This is a genomic window from Streptomyces sp. NPDC002088, assembly GCF_040296605.1.
In the GTDB taxonomy this organism is placed as follows: domain Bacteria; phylum Actinomycetota; class Actinomycetes; order Streptomycetales; family Streptomycetaceae; genus Streptomyces.
This window is the reverse complement of sequence record NZ_JBEOXO010000017.1, coordinates 47,437-66,626: the sequence shown is the minus strand read 5'-3', so window position 1 is coordinate 66,626 and position 19,190 is coordinate 47,437. Positions and strand designations below refer to the sequence as shown.

Below are 19,190 nucleotides of genomic sequence, written 5' to 3'. Positions count from 1 at the left end.
GAAGGGAATGTCATCGGTCAGCGGCATTGAGGATCTTCTCTGGCTCGGCACGCCGCTCGAGAACATTCTCGTGTTCCGCGACTTCATAAGGACTGGGCACCGGAAAATAAGCGTCGAGGAAACGCGCCAGCATGTCCCGCTGCGCCTCCGGGTCAGCCGATTCCACCGTGTCGTTGAGGCAGAAGGTGTCCATGTTCCGGTTGGCGAGAAGTGTGTTCAGGCGCCGCTCGGCCAGATCGGCCGAGAGGTCGATGTACCGGTACTGGATGTCCCCCACCGTAGCCCGGGCGGAGTGGTACGCGAAATAGTGGTGCAGCGACGAGGCGATCGGCACGTCCCCGGGGGAACGGAAACGTGAATGCTGGGTGGTGGCGTGCTCCTCCGCGAAGGTCTCCTCGATTTCCTGGAGCACACTCCTGCGGAGCGCATGCGGCGTGTGCTTCATCTTCTGGGATATGGCAGTACCGAATTTCTGCGCAATGAGCCAACGGCTGTTCTTGCCCGCGGCATTGACCGGGAGGTCGGTCGGGGAGACGGCGCCTCCTGGTATCAGCGCGGGCGAGGTGAAGAACTTGGTGATGCCGTTCGGGTGGAAGAAATGCGCAGGCGTCACTGGCCGACCGAAGAACACGTCGTCGTTCAGGTAGAGGAAGCACTCCGAGAGTCCCGGAACATGGTGCAGCTGGCTCTCGATGGCATGCGAGTTGAAAGTCGGCAGTGCGGCGGCGTCGGAGAAGATCTCCCGGTGGTCCACCACCCGGAGGTTCGGGTGCTGCGCATCGAGCCAGGACGGGACCTGACCCGCCGTCACGAGATAGATGTTGCGCACCCAGGGTGCGTTCTGGTGGAGCGACCGCAGCGAGTAACGCAGTTCGTCACGGCTGGTGTACCGCGAGTCGTTCGCCGCCTGCTCGTGCAGCCCGTCCGCGGAGAACCCCTGGCGCACGCGGTCGCGCGACGCCCGCCAGACCGGGTCCGAGTCGTCGACCCAGGTGTAGATGACGTCGATGGGGAACTGGTGGTCCTCGGGGAGCGGCACGGCGAACTCGGCCAGCGTCCTGGCGTCCCCCGTGTGGTACGCGGGAGGTATGGGGCTGAAGAGACTCTGCGGCGCCGACTTGCGCGGAGCGCTCGCCGGAACCGCGTCGATGACCCGGTTGGGGCGCGGAGCCCGCAACTCCCCGTCCCGCTCCGTCCACACCTCGAGGTCGCATCCGGTGGCCGCGCCGAAGACGAGCTGCTGGGTCGGGTCGCACACGTACCAGGCGACCCGCAGCACCTTGTGCTTGCGCAGCTGCCGCCACGACCGCTCCTCGTCACCGGGCTCCATCCGGGCCTCGTTACCGCCGGCCGGTCCCACATAGCCCGGGGCCTGCTCGAAGGCCAGCTGGAGCAGCTCCTCGACCAGCGGGCGAGATGCGGCGGGGATGGCGACAGCGGGCAGTCCGCTGCTCGTGCCCCGCACGCAGAAGTAGTCGATGCCCGCCGTCTCCAGAACGGAGACCACGATGTTCAGGTTGCGGGCACGCGCCGCCCAGTCCGTCGCCCCTTCGACCAGCAGCGCACGCATGTGGCGGCGGCCGACGCGGACGACCCGCCGGCTGTAGGCAGCGGTGTGCCGGGGCGCCTTTCGCTTGCCCCCCATGGCCCAGACCACCGTGGCGGAGCGCATGGAGTCGGCGGCGGTGAGCGAGGACTTCACGGCCTTGCGGACCGGCGTCGGCACCCCGCGGACGATGCGCCGCCTCGCGCCGGTCGGGACCGCAGACCGGTACGCCGAAACCAGCGCACCGGCTTCAGGGTTGTCCGAGCCACCCACGAGGCATCCACCATCCACACCCAGCAGCTCTGCCCTCCAAGGAGGTCGCACACCTCGCTGTGTGGGCCTTGGAATCGAAGAAGCTTGCGTTACCACAAGTAGGGGCTCGTCCCCCCGAATTCACTGCATCACCCGCACATCGGGGATCCATCAAAATTTCACATGATGGCTTCCTAAAAGTCCAGGTCAAGACAGCCTGTGAACATCTTGCGATGCGTGACAATCATCACCTATCAGCGGTACAACCTTTTCCAGCTCTGGATTTTCAGCAGGATCTGGTGTATTGACGCGCCGTTAGCTCTCAGGCTTCGTCGACCTGTGGGGATGCGGGCCGGCTCAGTTACCCGGCAGGCGGTCCCAGTCGGACAGGGTGAGCCCGGGTTCCGACCGCTGCCGGCTCACCAGGACGGTGCCGTCCGCGGCGACCGTCGCCATGACGATCCGGCCCCGCCCGTCCAGCGCCAGTGCCGGAGTGCCGACACAGGTCACCCCCGTGTCGGTCCACCACAGTCCGCCGGATTCCCCACCGGTGCCGCAGACGCCGAGCACGGCTGTTCCCGTACGCCCCTGGTGGGCCAGGACCGTGCAGTCGTAGCCGTCGACGGCGGCACGGAGCGTGGCGTGGGGGCCCTCTCCCGGGGCCCCGCCCGCGGGGAAGGCCCATTCGCCGGGCCGCTGCGCGTAGACGCCGGTCCCGCTCTGCTCGGACCAGTACGCGGTGAACACCCCCGGAGCGGTCTCGAGGAGCGCGGCCGAGCCGGGTACCGGAGCGGGCATGAGGTCCTGCGCCCGGCGCAGGTCCGCTCGGGGCTCCGTCTGCACCCAGCGCATCACCGACCGGTGCCCCGGCGCGAGGAGTTCGACCAGGCCGGCGGAGTTCGCCGCGGCGGTCAGCCCGCCCGCGACCGCACCGCCGCGCAGGTCCTTCCATGCCTCCCACGCCCCGCTCTTGGACTCGCGGCGCAGCATGACCCCGCCGGGGCCGCCGGAGACGAAGACGTGGACCGTGCCCTGTCCGTCGACGGCGGCGGTCGGCACGCCGAGTGTCGCGGCATCCCTCGGGTCGCGGTACGGGTTACCCAGGGAACGCCAGTCCCCCAGCGTCCGACCCGACTGGTACTGCACGGCGTAGAGCAGGTCGACCTTCGGCGCGCCCCCGTCCGGCCGCTTCTCCCTGCGCCCGAGGAAGTGCGCGTAGCGATTGGCCCCTTGGGCGACGGCAAGACCGGTCAGCCCGTCAGTGGGGAAGAAGTCCGGCCTGCTCCAGCGCCCGCTGCCGACCGCGGTCTCCGTCCAGCGGTGCACACCGCCTTCGACGAGCGCGTACACGGCGAGGCGGTCGTCGTTCCCGCGCAGCAGCCACGACCCCGTGGCCACTGCCGTCACGGACACCCGCTGGGACCGCACCTCGGCCTCGACACCGGATCGGGACCGCCGGTCCACCGCCTGCGCACCTCTGCCGCGCATGTGTGCCGTCCCCTCCTACGCCAGGCCCGGTGCCCACAGATGACTCCAGAATCCGCCACATCATAAGCACGTCCGAACAAGCGTCCCGCTGCTCCGTCGGCACCGCACGAGCCTCAGGTCACGGCCGTCGGAACGGGTCAGGAGCGGACTGAGCCACACGGGACGGGGCCGTTCGCCGTCCTCGCCAAGGCGACCAACCGGGCACATCACTCATATGAGTTTTCGAGTACACGTCTATAGTTCAGTGCCAACCAAGCGTCAGCCGAGCAGCACCGACCCGGCCCCTCACGGGAGCGGCCTGCTGCCCTTGCCCTCCGGGCACGAGTTGCGAGGACCCCGCCGTGAGCCACGACCTGAGCACCCCTGTGCCGCCTGCCCGTCACGCCCCACCCGGCAAGCGTGGCAACCGCAGAGCTCAGAAGAAGAAGCGCCGTACCGGCCGGATCGTGCTCTTCTCCCTGCTCGCTCTCGTCCTCACACTCGCCGGCACCGGCTACTGGCTCTACAGCGACCTCAACGGCAACATCAAGGGCGTCGACCTCGACAAGGCGATCGGCGACGACCGGCCGGAGAAGCTGCCCACGTCCGGCCAGAACATCCTGGTCCTGGGCTCGGACTCGCGCGCCGGCGCCAACGCCGCCCTCAAGACGGGCAACGTCTCCGGAGCGCGCTCCGACACCGCGCTGGTGGTACACATACCCGAGGGCCGCAAGGAGGCCGTCGCGATCAGCATCCCGCGCGACACCCTGGTGACCCGTCCCGAGTGCACCAAGTCGGACGGTTCCAAGGTCGCGTCGGCGAAGCGCGTGATGTTCAACTCCATCTACTCCCAGGTCGGTTCGGCCTGTGTGGTCAAGACCGTGGAGCAGATGTCCGGGATCCGGATGGACCACTACATGGAGATCGACTTCGCCGGCTTCAAGGGGCTGGTGGACGCGATCGGCGGGGTGACCGTCACCGTCGACCAGGACATCCACGACACCTCCAGCGGCCTCGACCTGACCGCCGGCACACACAAGTTGAACGGCACCCAGTCCCTGCAGTTCGTGCGCACCCGGCACGGCATCGGCGACGGCAGCGACCTCGGCCGGATCGGCCTCCAGCAGCAGTTCATGATCGCTCTGCTCTCCGAGGTCAAGAAGCAGGACCTGCTGGGCAGCCCGACCAAGGCGTACAAGATCGCCGACAAGCTCACCGCGGCGCTCACCACCGACTCCGACCTCGCCTCCCTCACCAAACTGGCGGAGTTCAGCCGCAGCCTGAACGGCGTCGACCCGGCCACCATGGAAACGATCATGCTCCCGGTGGCGTACGACAAGATCGACCCGAACCGGGTCGTGGCGGCCGAACCGCAGGCCTCGACTCTGTGGAAGGCGCTACGCACCGACTCCGAGATTCCCGAGTCGGCGAAGAAGTCGCCGGCCACCGGCGGAAGTTCCTGACACTTCACTCACTGAGAAAGAGACTCATCATGGGGGGACAACTGCGGGCATTCGCCCGCCGGTTGGCATGGCTCACCGCCCTATTCGCGTTCTTCGCCGCCCTGTTGCTGCCCGGCAGCGCGTACGCGGACGAGGTCGACCCGGCCTCGGCACCCACCGTCCGCTCGCTCACGTACAACGTGTGCGGCGCCTACGAGAAGTGCCAGAGCAATCTCGACACCGCGACCTGGGTGGCGCGCATGGTCGAGCAGATCGAGGCCTGGGACGCCGACGCCGTGATGCTCCAGGAACTGTGCCTCGGCCAGTGGGTCGGGCTGCGGGACGCGCTGCCCGGCTACAGCGCGGTGTGGACCAGCCCGGCGACGGCGAGCGGCTGCGCGAAGTGGTCCTCGGACGGCAGCACCCGCTTCGGACTCGGCGTGCTGGTCAAGACGGACTCGGTGGAACGGTACGTCTCCCCGCTGACCGTCCCCGACGGACAGGAACCCCGGTCCGTGCTCTGCGCGAAGGGCACGATCGACAGCCGTACGACCCTGGCGTGCACCACGCACCTCGCCCAGTACATCGAGCCGGACAACGGCTCCGCCGAGGCCCTGGCCCACATCGACACCTGGGCCGTCGGCGTGCCCGTCCTCCTCGGCGGCGACTTCAACGCCGGCCCCGAGTACGGTGCGCTGGACCCCATCCGCACCGGACTGCCCGGCACCGGGCGCTTCGCCGAGGTCGACGAGAACGACAAGGACTACTTCACCGCCGCGTGTCTGGCGGCCGGCAGCACGGAGTGCCGCTCCGGCGAGCCGACCGTGGACATCTCCGGCACACCGAAGAAGTTCGACCACCTCTTCGTCACCGCGGGCGACTTCTACGGCGTCCGCGGCGACGCCGTCGACCCGGGGCTGTCCGACCACAAACTGCTGCGGGGCGCCGCATACCCCGAGCCCCGGCCGGGTTCCGGCGTGCCGGGCGACCTCACGAACGACGGCCGGCCCGACCTGGTGGCCGTACAGAACGAGGGCAACCTGCGGCTGTACTCCGGCCTGGGAGACGGTCTGCTGGCCCCCGGCTACCGGCAGATCGGCACCGGCGGCTGGACGAACGCGCTGGTCACGCACCGGGGCGACTGGAGCGGTGACGGGCGCGAGGACCTCGTCGTACGCATCGGCGACCAGCTGTGGGTCTACCCGAACACCGGCAGCGGCGCGCTCGGCAGCCGCCTCGCCATGGGCGGCCGGCCCACGGGCTGGACCTCGGCCACCGCCGTGGTCAGCGCGGGCGACCTGAACGGCGACGGGACCCCGGACCTCGTCGTGCGCGACGGCTCCGGGCTGTGGCTGTACCCCGGCGACCCGGCCGCCACCGCGCCCGCCCTGTCGACCGGCGCTCCCGTGCAGTTGAGCGGCGCCGACTGGAGCGGACTCGACGTACTCGCGCCCGGAGACGCGAACGGCGACGGCTCGGCGGACCTCTGGGCCCGCGACCGGGCCACCGGCACGCTGTGGCTCTACCCGAACACCGGCACCGGGACGCTGGGCACGCGCCAGGCGGCCACGGGCGGCACCTGGACCGCCGCGGACCGGCCGCTGGTGACCGCGGGCGACCTCGACGCCGACGGCCGCCCGGACCTGTGGACGACCACGAACGCCGATACGTCGAGCGCGCTGCTCTTCCACGCCGGGACGGACACGGGTCTCGGGGATCCGGTCACGGTGGGGGTCGGCGGATGGCAGTGGATGCTGCGGATGGCCTGAGTCCCACGGGCCCGCCATCGGGCCGGCGCCGGAGCGTCAGAGCTCCCGCCACGCCTCCAGCGCCAGCCCCGGCTCGTCCTTCTGCCGGGTGAGCAGCAGTCGGCCGGTCGACGGGGAGAGGGCCGCGGCCACCACCCGCCCCTCCTCGTCCACCGCGAGGGACACCTCGGCGTCCGCGGGGAGTTGGAGGCCCGACTCGGTCCACCAGGCGCCGGCCGACTCCTCCTCGGTGGGGTAGGCGGCGAAGGCGACCCGGCCCGAGGCCGAGCGCTGGGCGAGCAACGTGCAATCGATGCCGTCGAGTTCGCAACGGACGGCGGCGACGGGGCCCGGGCCGGCGGCGGCCAGCAGGGGGACGGGCTTGCCGCCGGGGCGCCAGGCGCACAGGTCGCCGGAGTCGTCGGTGAAGAAGAGGGTGGTGCTCTCCGACGAGGTGGCCAGGGCGCGCAGCGTGCCCGGGCGGGGCGTGGCCTCCATCGCCTCCTCCAGCACGGGCTGGGATCCCGGCTTCTCCTGCCGCCAGTGCAGCAGGGCGCCCGGGACGGCCGCGTACAGCTCGACGCGGCCGGAGTCCCCCGTCACCGCCTCGAGGTCGCCCTGGACGTCACGTCCCTTGAGGTCGCGCCACGGCTCCCAGCCGCCCTTCTCCTTCTGGGCGAGCATGCTGACCCCGGTGCCCAGGTTGCGGACGAAGATGTGCGCGCGCCCCTGCGCGTCGACGGCGACCGCGGGGGTGCCGGTGCGGTCGCCCTTCTTGTTGGGGTGTCCGACCGGGTTCCAGTCCAGGGCCGCGAGCCGGGGCCGGAAGTGGGTGGAGTGCACCAGGCCCGACTCGCCGGGCGCGGTGGGGCGCCAGGAGACCAGGTGGGCGTAGCCGTCGGCGCCCTGACCGATCGCGAGGACGGGGTGCAGTTTCTGGTCGCCGCCCACCTTGCGGGGGGCGGCCCAGGGGCCGCCGGGTCCGCGCTCGGCGCGGCACAGGGCGGCTTCGCCCGAGGACAGATAGACACTGAGCCGGCCGTCGCGGCCGCGTATGAACCAGTCACCGTTCACCGGATCACTGTATGTCGCCGCCGGAGGCCGCACCCCATGCGGGGGCGGTCGCCGTGCGACCCTGGCCCCATGGACGACGCCCGGACTCCCCTCGTGATCGTCGACGCCGCGAACGTCGTCGGGTCGGTGCCCGACGGATGGTGGCGCGACCGGCGCGGCGCCGCGGAACGCCTGCGCGACCGGCTGGCGGCGGACGGCGTGCCGGGTCACGACGGCGCCGTGGAGATCGTCCTCGTGGTCGAGGGCGCGGCCCGCGGTGTGCAGTCCGTACCCGGCGTACGGGTGGAGTCCGCGCCCGGCAGCGGCGACGACCACATCGTCGACCTCGTCGCCCGCACCACCGACCACCCCCGCCTGGTCGTCACGGCCGACCGCGAGCTCCGCCGCCGGGTGACGGAGCTGGGCGCGGAGGTCACGGGACCACGAGCGGTACGGGGCTGACAGCGGGTCGGCCGACCGCTACCGGCCACTGCCACCCGGCGGGCACGCACCTCACCGCCCCGCCACCCGCCCGTACAACACCGCCCCGTCCACCGTCCCCACCTCCTCGTACCGCGCCGCCAGCAGCCGCCGCAGGGTCGGGAGACGGGACGGGGCGTAGGGCCTGCCGCGGGAGTCGTCGATGATCAGGGACGGGGGGCGGTCGGCCAGCTCCGCGCGGAAGGCCGGCCAGGTGCCGGCGACGGCGTACTTCTCGCCGACCTGGGGGCCGTCGCGGCCACCGCTGTAGTTGGTGAGGAGGCCGGCGGTGAGGTAGCGGCTGGCGGGGGTGCGATCGGCCAGCCAGTACGTTTCCGGGTGCATGCCCCAGAACAGGACGCGATCGCTGGGATCGGTGCGGTGGGCGACAGCGGCGGCGAGGCGCTGGGCGTGGGCGAGTTCGGGGCGGGGGGCGAGGAGGCCCCAGGACAGGAACAGGGCGCAGCAGCAGGACGAGGTGAGCAGCGCGGTCGTGACCCGGTCCCGGGGGAGGATCTGAAGCGCGGCCGTGGCCAGCAGGGCGACCGGCGGGATGAGTTGCAGGTAGTAGTGGCCGAAGAAGTGGAAGCCCAGCAGCACCGCTCCGGCCGACGCGGCCAGCCACAGCCACAGGTCCGCCGCGCCGGTCCGGGCGATGCGCAGGACCCGTACGACGGGCGGGAGCAGGCCCGCGCAGGCCACCGCGAGGATCGCCGTGTTGGTCAGTCCCCGGACCAGGACGTGCAGTTCGGAGCCGGCGAAGGAGGCGTACGCCGCGGAACCGGTGACGGTCCAGAAGAGGAAACCCGCCGGGTCGGTGGCCAGGGCCGCGCAGAACACCGGCACCGCCGCTCCGGTCGCCAGCCGCAGCAGGCCCGGCCGTGAGCTGCCGCAGAGCCACAGCACCGGCAGCAACACCGCCCCGCCGGTCTGTTTGGCGAGGAAGGCGCATGCGACGGCCGCGCCCGCCGCGGCCCAGCGGTGCCGGTCCGCGCACCACATCGCGGCGGCCGTGCAGGGCAGCATGAACACCTCGAAACCGGCGGCCTGCGCGTCCTCGGGGTTGAGCCCGACCGAGACCAGCAGATACAGCACCCCGGCGGTGCGTCCCGCACCGTCGCCCCAGCGACGCCGGGCGAGCGCGGCGAGCAGCACGGCGGTGAGCAGCTGAGCCAGCACCGCGAGCACCCGTACGGGGGTGAGGGAGTCCGACCCGAACAGGGCGAACGCCCCCTCGTAGAGCCACGGCACCAGCGGCGGCTTGCGGTCCACGACCGTCTCGTACAGCCGCCCGCCGTGCGCCAATATCCGTGCCTGGACGGCGAGGTAGCCCTCGTCCGGGCTCCACAAGGGCCGGGCGAAGGACGGCACGCGGGTGGCGCAGGCCAGTAACGCCAGCAGGGGCAGCAGCCGCCTCCAGTACGCCCCCTTCGCTACGGCTACGGCTACGGAACGTGGCGGTGCGAGCGGCGCGGCGAGCATGGGGAGCACGCTATCCGGCTCCGCTGCCCCAACAGAGCGGGACATACGGGGCCGGCAGGCCGGACAGGACGATCACCCTTCGTAATTTCTGACTTCCTCGACCGTGGTCTCCTCGTGCCGGCCGAGGCGGCTGTGCGAGCGGCCGTACAGGAAGTAGACGACGAAACCGATCACCATCCAGACGGCGAAGCGAAGCCAGGTCTCGGCGGGGAGGTTCAGCATCAGCCAGAGCGTGGCGAGGACCGAGACGATCGGGAGGACGGGCACCCAGGGGGTGCGGAAGGCGCGGTGCAGGTCGGGGCGGGTACGGCGGAGGATGATCACACCGAGCGCGACGACCACGAAGGCGAACAGCGTGCCGATGTTCACCAGCTCGGCGAGTTCGCTCAGACTCGTGAAGCCCGCGAGGATCGCGATGATCACACCGAGCAGGATGGTCGGCCGGTGCGGGGTCTTGAAGCGGGGGTGGACCCGGGAGAAGAAGCGGGGCAGCAGGCCGTCGCGGCTCATCGCGAAGAACACCCGGGTCTGACCCAGGAGCAGGATCATGCAGACCGTGGTCAGGCCGACGGCGGCGCCGAAGCTGATCACGCCCGCGAACCAGGGATGCCCGGTGGCCTTGAACGCGTCGGCGAGCGGGGCGTCGATGGACAGCTTGCTGTAGTGCTGCATGCCGGTCACGACGACCGAGACGGCGACGTAGAGGGTGGTGCAGATCAGCAGGGAGCCGAGGATGCCGCGCGGCATGTCTCGCTGCGGGTTCTTGGTCTCCTCTGCGGCGGTGGCCACCACGTCGAAGCCGATGAAGGCGAAGAAGACGACGGAGGCGGCGGTGAAGATGCCCATCACGCCGAAGTTGGCGGGGGCCCAGCCGACCATCAGCTGGATCAGCGGGGACCGCAGGCCGGCGCCCGCCTCCACGGCCTGCGCCTTCGGGATGAACGGCTTGTAGTTGGAGCCCGTGATGAAGAAGGCGCCGGCGATGATCACGATCAGGACGACGGTCACCTTGATGGCGACGACGACCTGGGTGACGCGCGCGGAGAGCTTCATGCCGAGCACGAGGATCGCGGTCAGCACCAGGACGAGCACGGCGGCGAGGATGTCGAAACCGAAGCCGTGGGCGCCTTCCCGGCTGCCGAGCGCGGCCGGCAGGTGCCAGCCGGCGTTGTCCATCAGCGAGCGGATGTACCCGGACCAGCCGACGGCGACCACCGCGGTGCCCAGCGCGAACTCCAGCACCAGGTCCCAGCCGATGGTCCAGGCGGGCAGCTCGCCGAGGGAGGCGTACGAGAAGGTGTACGCGGAGCCCGCCACCGGAAGGGTGGAGGCGAACTCCGCGTAGCACAGCGCGGCCAGGGCACAGACGACGCCGGCCACGACGAAGGCCAGGGCGACCGCGGGGCCCGCGTTCTCCCTGGCGACCTTGCCGGTCAGGACGAAGATGCCGGTGCCGATGATGACGCCGACACCGAAGACGGTCAGATCCAGCGCGGACAGGGATTTCTTGAGCGCGTGTTCTGGCTCCTCGGTATCGAGGATGGACTGCTCGACGTTCTTCGTCCGGAAGAGGGTGCTGGTCACGGGGTATACCTCCCACGCTTGTCGTCCTCGACATGATCGAGAGGGGGCGTAGTGCGTATGCCCCGACGCGGGTCTATTCACGCAAATGGGCCGGTTTCACCACCTTCACAGTGGAGAAACCGGCCCATCCGGGCGTCTCGGCGTCAGCCGTCAGTCACGCGCGGGCTCCACCGAGTCGACCTCGGCGGCCGGCCGGTCGAAGCGGCCGTCCAGCTTCGCGACCAGGCCGGTGACCTGGCGGGCGATGTCGGGGGCGGTGAGACCGATCTCGGCCATGACCTCGGCGCGGGAGGCGTGGTCGAGGAAGCGCGGCGGGATGCCGAAGTCGCGCAGCGGGACGTCGACGCCCGCGTCGCGCAGGGCCTGCGCGACGGCCGAGCCGACGCCGCCCACACGGGAGTTGTCCTCGACGGTGACGACCACGCGGTGCCGCTCGGCGAGCGGGGCCATGGCCTCGTCCACGGGCTTGACCCAGCGCGGGTCGACGACGGTGGTGGTGATGCCCTGCTTGTCGAGCAGACCGGCGATCTCCAGGCACATGGGGGCCAGCGCGCCGACGGAGACGAGGAGCACGTCGGGAGTGCCGGTGCCCGGCTCGCGCAGCACGTCCATGCCACCGACCCGGCCCACGGCGGGTACCGCGGGGCCGACGGCGCCCTTCGAGAAGCGGACCACGGTCGGCGCGTCCTCGACGGCGACGGCCTCGCGCAGCTGGGCGCGGACCTGGTCGGCGTCGCGCGGCGCGGCCAGCCTGAGACCGGGGACGACCTGGAGGATCGACATGTCCCACATGCCGTTGTGGGAGGCGCCGTCGGTGCCCGTGACGCCGGCCCGGTCCAGGACGAAGGTGACGCCGCACTTGTGCAGGGCCACATCCATCAGCACCTGGTCGAAGGCGCGGTTGAGGAAGGTGGCGTACACGGCGAAGACCGGGTGGACGCCCCCGGCGGCGAGCCCGGCGGCCGAGACGGCGGCGTGCTGCTCGGCGATGCCGACGTCGTAGACCCGCTCGGGGAATGCCTTGGCGAACTTGTCCAGGCCGACCGGCTGGAGCATGGCGGCCGTGATGGCGACGATGTCCTCGCGCTCCTTGCCGAGCTCGACCATCTCGTCGCCGAAGACGGAGGTCCAGTCGGCGCCGGAGGAGGCGATCGGCAGGCCCGTGTCGGGATGGATCTTGGGGACGGCGTGGAAACGGTCGGCCTCGTCCTGGAGAGCGGGCTGGTAGCCGCGGCCCTTCTCGGTGAGGCAGTGGACGATCACGGGGCCGCCGAAACGCTTGGCGCGGGCCAGCGCGGACTCCAGGGCCTCGATGTCATGGCCGTCGATGGGGCCGACGTACTTCAGGCCCAGGTCCTCGAACATGCCCTGCGGGGTGATGAAGTCCTTCAGGCCCTTCTTGGCGCCGTGCAGGGTCTCGTACAGCGGCCTGCCGAGGACGGGAGTGCGCTCCAGCACCTCCCTGGTACGGGCGAGGAAGCGCTCGTAGCCGTCGGTGGTGCGCAGGGTGGCGAGGTGGTTGGCGAGGCCGCCGATCGTGGGGGCGTACGAGCGCTCGTTGTCGTTGACGACGATGACCAGCGGGCGGTCCTTGGCGTCGGCGATGTTGTTGAGCGCCTCCCAGGCCATGCCGCCGGTCAGCGCGCCGTCACCGATCACGGCGGCGACGTGGCTGTCGCGTTTGCGCAGCTGGTTGGCCTTCGCGAGGCCGTCGGCCCAGCCGAGGACCGTGGAGGCGTGGCTGTTCTCGATGACGTCGTGCTCGGACTCGGCCTGCGAGGGGTAGCCGGACAGGCCGCCCTTCATCTTCAGCTTCGAGAAGTCCTGGCGACCGGTGAGCAGCTTGTGCACGTAGGACTGGTGGCCCGTGTCCCACAGGACCTTGTCCTTCGGCGACTCGAAGACCCGGTGCAGGGCGATGGTGAGCTCGACCACACCGAGGTTGGGGCCGAGGTGGCCGCCCGTCTTGGACACGGCATCGACGAGGAAGGTCCGGATCTCCTCTGCCAGCTGGTCCAGCTCCTCCAGGCTGAGCCGGTCCAGATCGCGCGGTCCCCTGATGTGGGTCAGCAGCGGCACCCGTGCCTCCTTGCAGTAGAGCTGATCGAGCTGTTGCCGGGCTTGACGAGTCTAATGTTCCGACTTTGCGGTCGGCGTCCGGGCTGTGCGTCGTACGTCACGCGAACGGCCGTACCCAAGAAGTGCCCTGCCTATGACATACCTGTGCCCGGCACCGCCATTGGTGCCGGGCACAGGAACTTGGAACAGACCCCTTGGGACGCTGACGCGTTACGCGCGCCCGGCGGCCTTCTGGCTCTTGCGCGAGACGGAGTCGATGACGACCGCGCCCAGCAGCACCGCACCAGTGATCATGTACTGGATGGAGGTGTTCATGTTGAGCAGGTCCAGACCGGTCTGGATCGACTGGATGACCAGCATGCCCAGGAGGGCCGACCAGACGTTTCCGCGACCGCCGAAGAGGCTCGTACCGCCGATGACGGCCGCCGCGATGGCGAGCATCAGGGTGTTGCCGCCACCGGCGTTCAGCGTCGCGCTCGCGGTCTGGCCGGCGAAGAACATACCGCCGACCGCCGCGAAACCGCCGGAGATGGCGAAGACGCTGATGCGGACCATGGGCACGCTGATACCGGCCCGGCGGGCCGCCTCTATGCCACCGCCGACCGCGAAGATCTTGCGGCCGTACGTGGTGCGCCGCAGCACGAAGTCGACGATCACCAGGGACGCGAGGAAGATCACCAGGGCGTTGGAGACACCGGAGGCGTTGTTCAGCACGGCCGCGGCGGCGAAGGACGCCACGGCGAGCGCCGCGACGCGCAGCAGGATCTCGCTGGTGGGCCGGAAGGGTACCCCGGCGGCCCGGCGGCGGCGCTGGTCCATGAACGAACCGGCGAGCATCGACAGGACACCGAGGCCGGCCAGCAGGTAGGCGCCGATGATGGCCTGGTCCATGAAGAACGAGCTCTGGCCGAGCAGGTGCACCGGGCCGTCATCGGCCGGGATGTTGATGGTGCCGCTGGAACCGAGCAGCCACAGCATCAGGCCGTTCCAGCCCAGGAAGCCGGCCAGGGTCACGACGAAGGCGGGCACACCGATCTTGGCGAAGAACCAGCCGTGCAGCGCGCCGATGAGAGCACCGGTCACGATCGTCAGGATCAGGGACAACCAGGGGTTCATGCCGTGGTCGACCACGAACACCGCGAAGACCGTGGACGCCAGACCGCTGACCGAGCCGACGGAGAGGTCGATCTCACCGAGCAGCAGGACGAACACCAGGCCGATGGCGAGCATGCCGGTGGCCGAGAGGAAGTAGCTGATGCTCGACAGGTTGTCCGCGCTCAGGAACAGGTCGTTCTTCACCTGGAAGATCGTCCAGATGATGATCAGACCGACGAAGACCGGCAGCGAGCCCAGCTCGCCGCCCTTCACCTTGCGCTTGAACTCGGTGACGTAGCCCTTGAGGCCCTCTTCGCGGACCAGCAGACGCGGGTCGACGACGGACACCGGAGCGGCCGTGGGGTCGTCGGCGGGAGCCACCGTGTTCTGGTGCTCCACCTCGGCCTCCGCCTTGGAAACCTTGGACGTGTCGCTCACTTTGCGGCCTCCGTGCTGCGACGCCCCGCACGACGGGTCACGGCGTTTTCCGTGGCTCCGGTGATCGCGGCGATGATCTCTTCGTGGCTGGTGTCCTTCACGGAGAAGGAACCGTTGTTCTTGCCCAGGCGCAGCACGGCGACGGTGTCCGCGACGGCCTTCACGTCGGCCATGTTGTGGCTGATGAGGATGACGCCGAGGTTGCGTTCGCGCAGCCGCTCGACCAGGTCGAGGACCTGCGCGGTCTGCTCGACGCCGAGGGCGGCGGTCGGCTCGTCGAGGATGACGACCTTCGGGTCGCCGATCAGGGCACGGGCGATGGCCACGACCTGACGCTGACCGCCGGAGAGGCTGGCGATCGGGATGCGCACGCTCGGGATGCGGATGGAGAGCGTGCTCAGCAGCTCACGCGCCTTCTGCTCCATCGTCACCTCGTCGATGACGCCCCGGTGCAGCAGCTCGCGACCGAGGTAGAGGTTGCCGACCACGTCGAGGTTGTCGCACAGGGCGAGGTCCTGGTAGACCGTCGCGACGCCGAGTCCCTGGGCGTCGTTCGGCTTGTTGATGCTGACCGGCTTGCCGTCCCACTCGATGACGCCCTCATCGATGGGGTGGACACCGGCGATCGTCTTGACCAGGGTCGACTTTCCTGCGCCGTTGTCGCCCACCAGGGCGACCACTTCTCCGGCGTGGACCTCCAGCTCGACATCGGTGAGTGCCTGGACTGCACCGAATCGCTTGGAGACTCCGCGCAACGCCAGCACGGGCGTAGCGGACACGTGAACCATCTCCTTCGCCGCCTGACCGGCGGGGATGCCGCGCTCGAGAACAGGCGCGGAGGGATGTGCGAAATGCACAAGGTTTACAGGATGAACATGCGCGAATCCGCTGCGCTTGGCAACGGTTCCGTCCGACGCCCGCCCCGCAGCGGGGTGTGAAGGTGGGGCAGGCGTCGGACAGGTTCGCGGGACCGCGGGGCGGTCATGGCTCGGGCGGCCACTCGTCGTCCGAGTAGTCGCCCGAGTAACGCGTGATTACTGCAGGCCGGCGGTCTTGCAGGCCGCGGCGTAGTCCGCGGTGCAGATGTCGGCGACGGTGTAGAGACCGTCCTTGATCACCGTGTCCTTGATGTTGGCCTTGGTGACCGAGACCGGGGTCAGCAGCTGCGAGGGCACCTTGTCGCCGGAGCCGCTGGTCTGCGTGGTGGTGGCGAGCGACGAGATGCTCTTGCCCTGCAGCAGGTTGACCGCGAGCTGGGCGGCGGCGTCCGCCTCCGGCTTGAAGGCCTTGTAGACGGTGGAGGACTGGGTGCCGGCGACGATGCGCTGGATACCCGCGAGCTCCGCGTCCTGACCGGTCAGCGGGATGCCGCTGATCTTCGCGCCCTTGAGGGTGTTCGCGATGCCACCGGCCATGCCGTCGTTGGCGGAGTAGACGCCCGCGATGTTCTTGGCGCCGATCTGCGTGATGGCCGCGGACATCTTCTGGGCGGCGGTGGTGTCCTTCCAGAGGCCCGACTGCTCGTAGGCGATGTCGACCTTGCCGTCGAGGGCCTTGTGGGCACCTTCCTTGAACTGACCGGCGTTCGGGTCGGCGTCGTCACCGTTGATCATGACGACCTTCGACTTGGTGGTCGCCTTGGAGCCGAGCGCGTCGAGCAGCGCCTGGCCCTGGAGCTCGCCGACCTTGACGTTGTCGAAGGAGACGTAGGCCGAGACCGGGCCCTGGGCGAGGCGGTCGTACGCGACGACCTTGATGCCCTTGTCCACCGCGGTCTGGATCGAGGACTTGATGGCGGCAGAGTCCTGGGCGCTGATCACGAGGACCTTGACGCCCTTGGTGATCATGGTGCTGACCTGCTGGGCCTGCTTGGCAGCGTCACCCGCGGCGTTCGCGTACTCGACCTTGCAGTCCGAGCACAGCTCCTGGACCTTGGCCTCGAAGAGCGGCTTGTCGAACTTCTCGTAACGCGCGGTGACGCTGTCGGGGAGCAGAAGACCGATGGTCTTGTCGCCCGAGGAGCTGCTGCTGTTGTCGGAGTCCTTGTCACCGGCCTTGCCACAGGCGGCCATCGAAAGGGCCATCGAAACCGCAGCGGTACCGATCACGACTCTACGCATCGTTGCGTTCATTGGGGGTGCCTCCCTGACAGGGCCGCAACGCTGCGGCCGAGGTGGCTGGAAGTCAACTCGGCCGCACGTACGACGTCAAGAAGTAAATACTTAACGGGTTGGCAACGGCGTGTTTCGTTCTCTAAGTGAAGGCAGGTGCAGCCGCGCGCAGCGTGCTGTCCAAAAGGGTTGAATCGCCCATCTCGCTGAGTGCGAGCGCGAGCGCCCCGAGCACCTCCGCACGGCCCCCAAGTGCCCCCGGGAGCACGGACAGTTGACGCGCCGCACTGGGGATGGCGTAGCGGCCCACGGACTCCCTGATCGGGCCGAGAACGAGCTCACCGGCCTCGGCGAGATCACCGCCCAGCACCACCCGGCTCGGGTTCAGCAGATTGCAGAGATTGGCCACCCCACTACCGATGTGACGGCCGACGTCGGCGATCACCCGCCGGCAGCCCGGGTCTCCGTCCCTGGCCAGCCGGACGACGCCCTCCATGGTCAGATCCGTGCCGTGGCTGGGCTGCAGGAGCGGGAGCACATAGCGCGCGGCCGCGAAGGTCTCCAGGCAGCCCCGGTTTCCGCAGCGGCAGACCGGGCCGGCTTCATCGAGTGTGATGTGCCCGATTTCGCCCGCTGTTCCGCCGGGACCGCGATAGATCTTCCCGTCGATCACCAGGCCCGCGCCGACACCGCTGGACACCTTGATGTAAGCAAGGTCACGCACTCCGCGGCCGCTGCCCCAGACCAGCTCACCGAGGGCGCCGAGGTTGGCGTCGTTGTCCACGTGCACGGGCACGCCGAGCCGCCCTCGCATCTCCTGCGCGGGTCTGGTGCCGCTCCAGCCCGGCAGGATGGCGGACGAGCCGAGCGTGCCGGACTCCACGTCGATCGGGCCGGGCACGCCGAGGCCCACCCCCGCGACCTTGGTGCGGTCCACGCCGGTGGCCGAGATCAGGCGGTTGACCAGCTCCTCCGCCCGGTCGAAGCCCTGTGTCGAGGAGGCGTCCACATCCAGCGGTTCGGACTCCTCGGCCAGCACCTGGTGGGCGAGGTTGCCCACCGCCACCCGCAGATGGGTGTGCCCGAAGTCGACGCCGATGACGATGCCGGCGTCGCCGCTCAGAGAGACGCTGCGGGCCCGGCGGCCGCCCGCGGAGGTGGGCGTGACCTCGACCGTTCCGCCGTCCTTGAGCTCGCGGACGATATTGGACACCGTCGCCGCGGACAGGCCCGTGGTCCTCGCGATCTCCGCCTGGGTGAGCGATCCCGCCAGCCGTACGGCACGGACGACCCGTTCCAGGTTGGCTCGGTGCAGCGACGACTGCGACCCCGGAGTCTCCACGACGACCTCCTGCGCGGGGGACCGCATCGATGAGGCCCCGTCTATGTCCAACTAGTGAACTCTAAGCTGAGCCGTTCGGGTCGCCTCCCGTCAAGAGGTTGAACAGTATCCGGGGTCCTACACACACATGTACGAGCCGCCCGCCTACTTGAGCGCCCCCGCGGTGAGCCCCTGTACCACCTGCCGCTGGAAGACGATGTACGCCGCAAGCACGGGCAGCATCGCCATCACCAGGCCGGCGAAGAGGCCGGACCAGTCGCCCTTGTAGCCCTGGCTGGCCGCGAGCTGCACCAGGCCCTGGGTGAGCACCCGCTTGTCCGGGTCGGTGTTGAGCACCGTCGGGAGCATGTACTGGTTCCACTGCCCGAGAAAGTTGAAGATCCCCACGCTGATCAGGCCGGGCTTGGCCATCGGCAGCATGATCTGGAAGAACGTCCGGGAGTGCGAGGCCCCGTCGACGAAGGCCGCCTCCGCCACCGATGCCGGCAGGGTGCGGAAGAACGCGGTCAGGAAGAAGACCGTGAACGGCAGCGAGTAGGCGATGTAGACCAGGATCAGGCCATGGATGGTGTTCAGGAGGCCCATATTGTTCACGACGTAGAAAAGCGGGACCAGCGCGAGCATGATCGGGAAGCTCATACCGCCGATGAACAGGTAATAGATGAAGCGGTTGCCCGGGAAGTCGAACCGGGCCAGCACGTACGCGGCCATCGAGCCGAGCACCAGGGTGCCGATGAGCGAACCGCCCACCACCAGAATGGTGTTGAGGAAGTAATCGCTCATGTTGGCGTCGGTCCAGGCCCGCGCCCAGTTGTCGAAGTGCAGCTTGTCCGGCAGCGCCCAGGGCGAGCTGAAGATGGAGCTGTCGTCCTTGAAGGACGTCATCACCGCCCACAGCAGCGGCAGCACGACCATGAACGCCCAGAGGATGAGCATGCCGTGGGAGAAGACGTTGAGGACCTTGCCCTCCTTCTTCTCCTTCGCGGGCGGGCCGACCGGGACGTCGACCTTGGTGACGGGGGCCCCGGACTCGGCCGGTACGGAGGCGGGGGTATCGGTCGTCTTCATCTG

14 protein-coding genes are annotated in these 19,190 nt (G+C 69.5%); 3 read left to right on the top strand and 11 right to left on the bottom strand.

Annotated elements, in window-relative coordinates:
• Positions 1-10: 10 nt before the first annotated feature.
• Positions 11-1,726 (bottom strand): stealth family protein, encoded by a 1,716-nt coding sequence (locus tag ABT114_RS30890; RefSeq protein WP_351146174.1) that lies wholly within the window; start codon positions 1,724-1,726, stop codon positions 11-13.
• Positions 1,727-2,155: 429 nt separating this feature from the next.
• Positions 2,156-3,286, bottom strand: coding sequence for a PLL family lectin (locus tag ABT114_RS30885; RefSeq protein ID WP_351146173.1), 1,131 nt, complete (start codon positions 3,284-3,286; stop codon positions 2,156-2,158).
• A gap of 341 nt (positions 3,287-3,627) precedes the next feature.
• Here ABT114_RS30885 and ABT114_RS30880 point away from each other — a divergent pair, with 341 nt between their 5' ends.
• Positions 3,628-4,728, top strand: coding sequence for an LCP family protein (locus tag ABT114_RS30880; protein ID WP_502988421.1), 1,101 nt, complete (start codon positions 3,628-3,630; stop codon positions 4,726-4,728).
• 29 nt (positions 4,729-4,757) lie between these two features.
• Positions 4,758-6,476 (top strand): FG-GAP-like repeat-containing protein, encoded by a 1,719-nt coding sequence (locus ABT114_RS30875; RefSeq protein WP_351146172.1) that lies wholly within the window; start codon positions 4,758-4,760, stop codon positions 6,474-6,476.
• A gap of 36 nt (positions 6,477-6,512) precedes the next feature.
• Here ABT114_RS30875 and ABT114_RS30870 read toward each other — a convergent pair whose 3' ends face one another.
• A complete protein-coding gene (locus tag ABT114_RS30870; protein WP_351146171.1) occupies positions 6,513-7,529 on the bottom strand; it encodes a PLL family lectin in 1,017 nt (338 codons plus the stop codon).
• Positions 7,530-7,598: 69 nt separating this feature from the next.
• Here ABT114_RS30870 and ABT114_RS30865 point away from each other — a divergent pair, with 69 nt between their 5' ends.
• Positions 7,599-7,970, top strand: coding sequence for a PIN domain-containing protein (locus tag ABT114_RS30865; protein WP_351146170.1), 372 nt, complete (start codon positions 7,599-7,601; stop codon positions 7,968-7,970).
• Positions 7,971-8,021: 51 nt separating this feature from the next.
• Here ABT114_RS30865 and ABT114_RS30860 read toward each other — a convergent pair whose 3' ends face one another.
• The 8 genes from ABT114_RS30860 to ABT114_RS30825 all read right to left on the bottom strand — a co-directional run bounded on the left by ABT114_RS30860 (position 8,022) and on the right by ABT114_RS30825 (position 19,187).
• Positions 8,022-9,470: a glycosyltransferase family 39 protein gene (locus ABT114_RS30860; RefSeq protein WP_351146169.1), complete on the bottom strand. Its 1,449-nt coding sequence runs from the start codon at positions 9,468-9,470 to the stop codon at positions 8,022-8,024.
• Positions 9,471-9,542: 72 nt separating this feature from the next.
• Entirely contained in the window at positions 9,543-11,054 is a 1,512-nt protein-coding gene (locus ABT114_RS30855) for an amino acid permease (protein WP_351146168.1), read from the bottom strand.
• A 150-nt stretch (positions 11,055-11,204) separates the two neighbouring features.
• Positions 11,205-13,133, bottom strand: coding sequence for a 1-deoxy-D-xylulose-5-phosphate synthase (dxs, locus tag ABT114_RS30850; protein WP_351146167.1), 1,929 nt, complete (start codon positions 13,131-13,133; stop codon positions 11,205-11,207).
• Positions 13,134-13,343: 210 nt separating this feature from the next.
• Positions 13,344-14,666, bottom strand: coding sequence for a sugar ABC transporter permease (locus tag ABT114_RS30845; RefSeq protein ID WP_351146166.1), 1,323 nt, complete (start codon positions 14,664-14,666; stop codon positions 13,344-13,346).
• The gene (locus ABT114_RS30840; RefSeq protein WP_351146165.1) at positions 14,663-15,454 is read right to left on the bottom strand and encodes an ATP-binding cassette domain-containing protein; all 792 of its coding nucleotides are present in this window, start codon (positions 15,452-15,454) and stop codon (positions 14,663-14,665) included. The genes ABT114_RS30845 and ABT114_RS30840 overlap by 4 nt, the downstream gene beginning before the upstream one ends.
• Positions 15,455-15,700: 246 nt before the next feature.
• Entirely contained in the window at positions 15,701-16,798 is a 1,098-nt protein-coding gene (locus tag ABT114_RS30835) for a sugar ABC transporter substrate-binding protein (protein ID WP_351146164.1), read from the bottom strand.
• 121 nt (positions 16,799-16,919) lie between these two features.
• Complete coding sequence (locus ABT114_RS30830) at positions 16,920-18,119, bottom strand: ROK family transcriptional regulator (RefSeq protein ID WP_351146163.1); 1,200 nt, start codon at positions 18,117-18,119, stop codon at positions 16,920-16,922.
• A gap of 144 nt (positions 18,120-18,263) precedes the next feature.
• Positions 18,264-19,187: a carbohydrate ABC transporter permease gene (locus ABT114_RS30825; RefSeq protein ID WP_351146162.1), complete on the bottom strand. Its 924-nt coding sequence runs from the start codon at positions 19,185-19,187 to the stop codon at positions 18,264-18,266.
• Positions 19,188-19,190 lie beyond the last annotated feature (3 nt).

Coding starts and splice junctions, on each gene's coding strand:
- ABT114_RS30875 (WP_351146172.1), top strand. CDS start 4,758: ATGGGGGGACAACTGCGGGCATTCGCCCGCCGGTTGGCATGGCTCACC.
- ABT114_RS30865 (WP_351146170.1), top strand. CDS start 7,599: ATGGACGACGCCCGGACTCCCCTCGTGATCGTCGACGCCGCGAACGTC.
- ABT114_RS30825 (WP_351146162.1), bottom strand. CDS start 19,187: ATGAAGACGACCGATACCCCCGCCTCCGTACCGGCCGAGTCCGGGGCC.
- ABT114_RS30835 (WP_351146164.1), bottom strand. CDS start 16,798: ATGAACGCAACGATGCGTAGAGTCGTGATCGGTACCGCTGCGGTTTCG.
- ABT114_RS30840 (WP_351146165.1), bottom strand. CDS start 15,454: ATGGTTCACGTGTCCGCTACGCCCGTGCTGGCGTTGCGCGGAGTCTCC.
- ABT114_RS30860 (WP_351146169.1), bottom strand. CDS start 9,470: ATGCTCGCCGCGCCGCTCGCACCGCCACGTTCCGTAGCCGTAGCCGTA.
- ABT114_RS30885 (WP_351146173.1), bottom strand. CDS start 3,286: ATGCGCGGCAGAGGTGCGCAGGCGGTGGACCGGCGGTCCCGATCCGGT.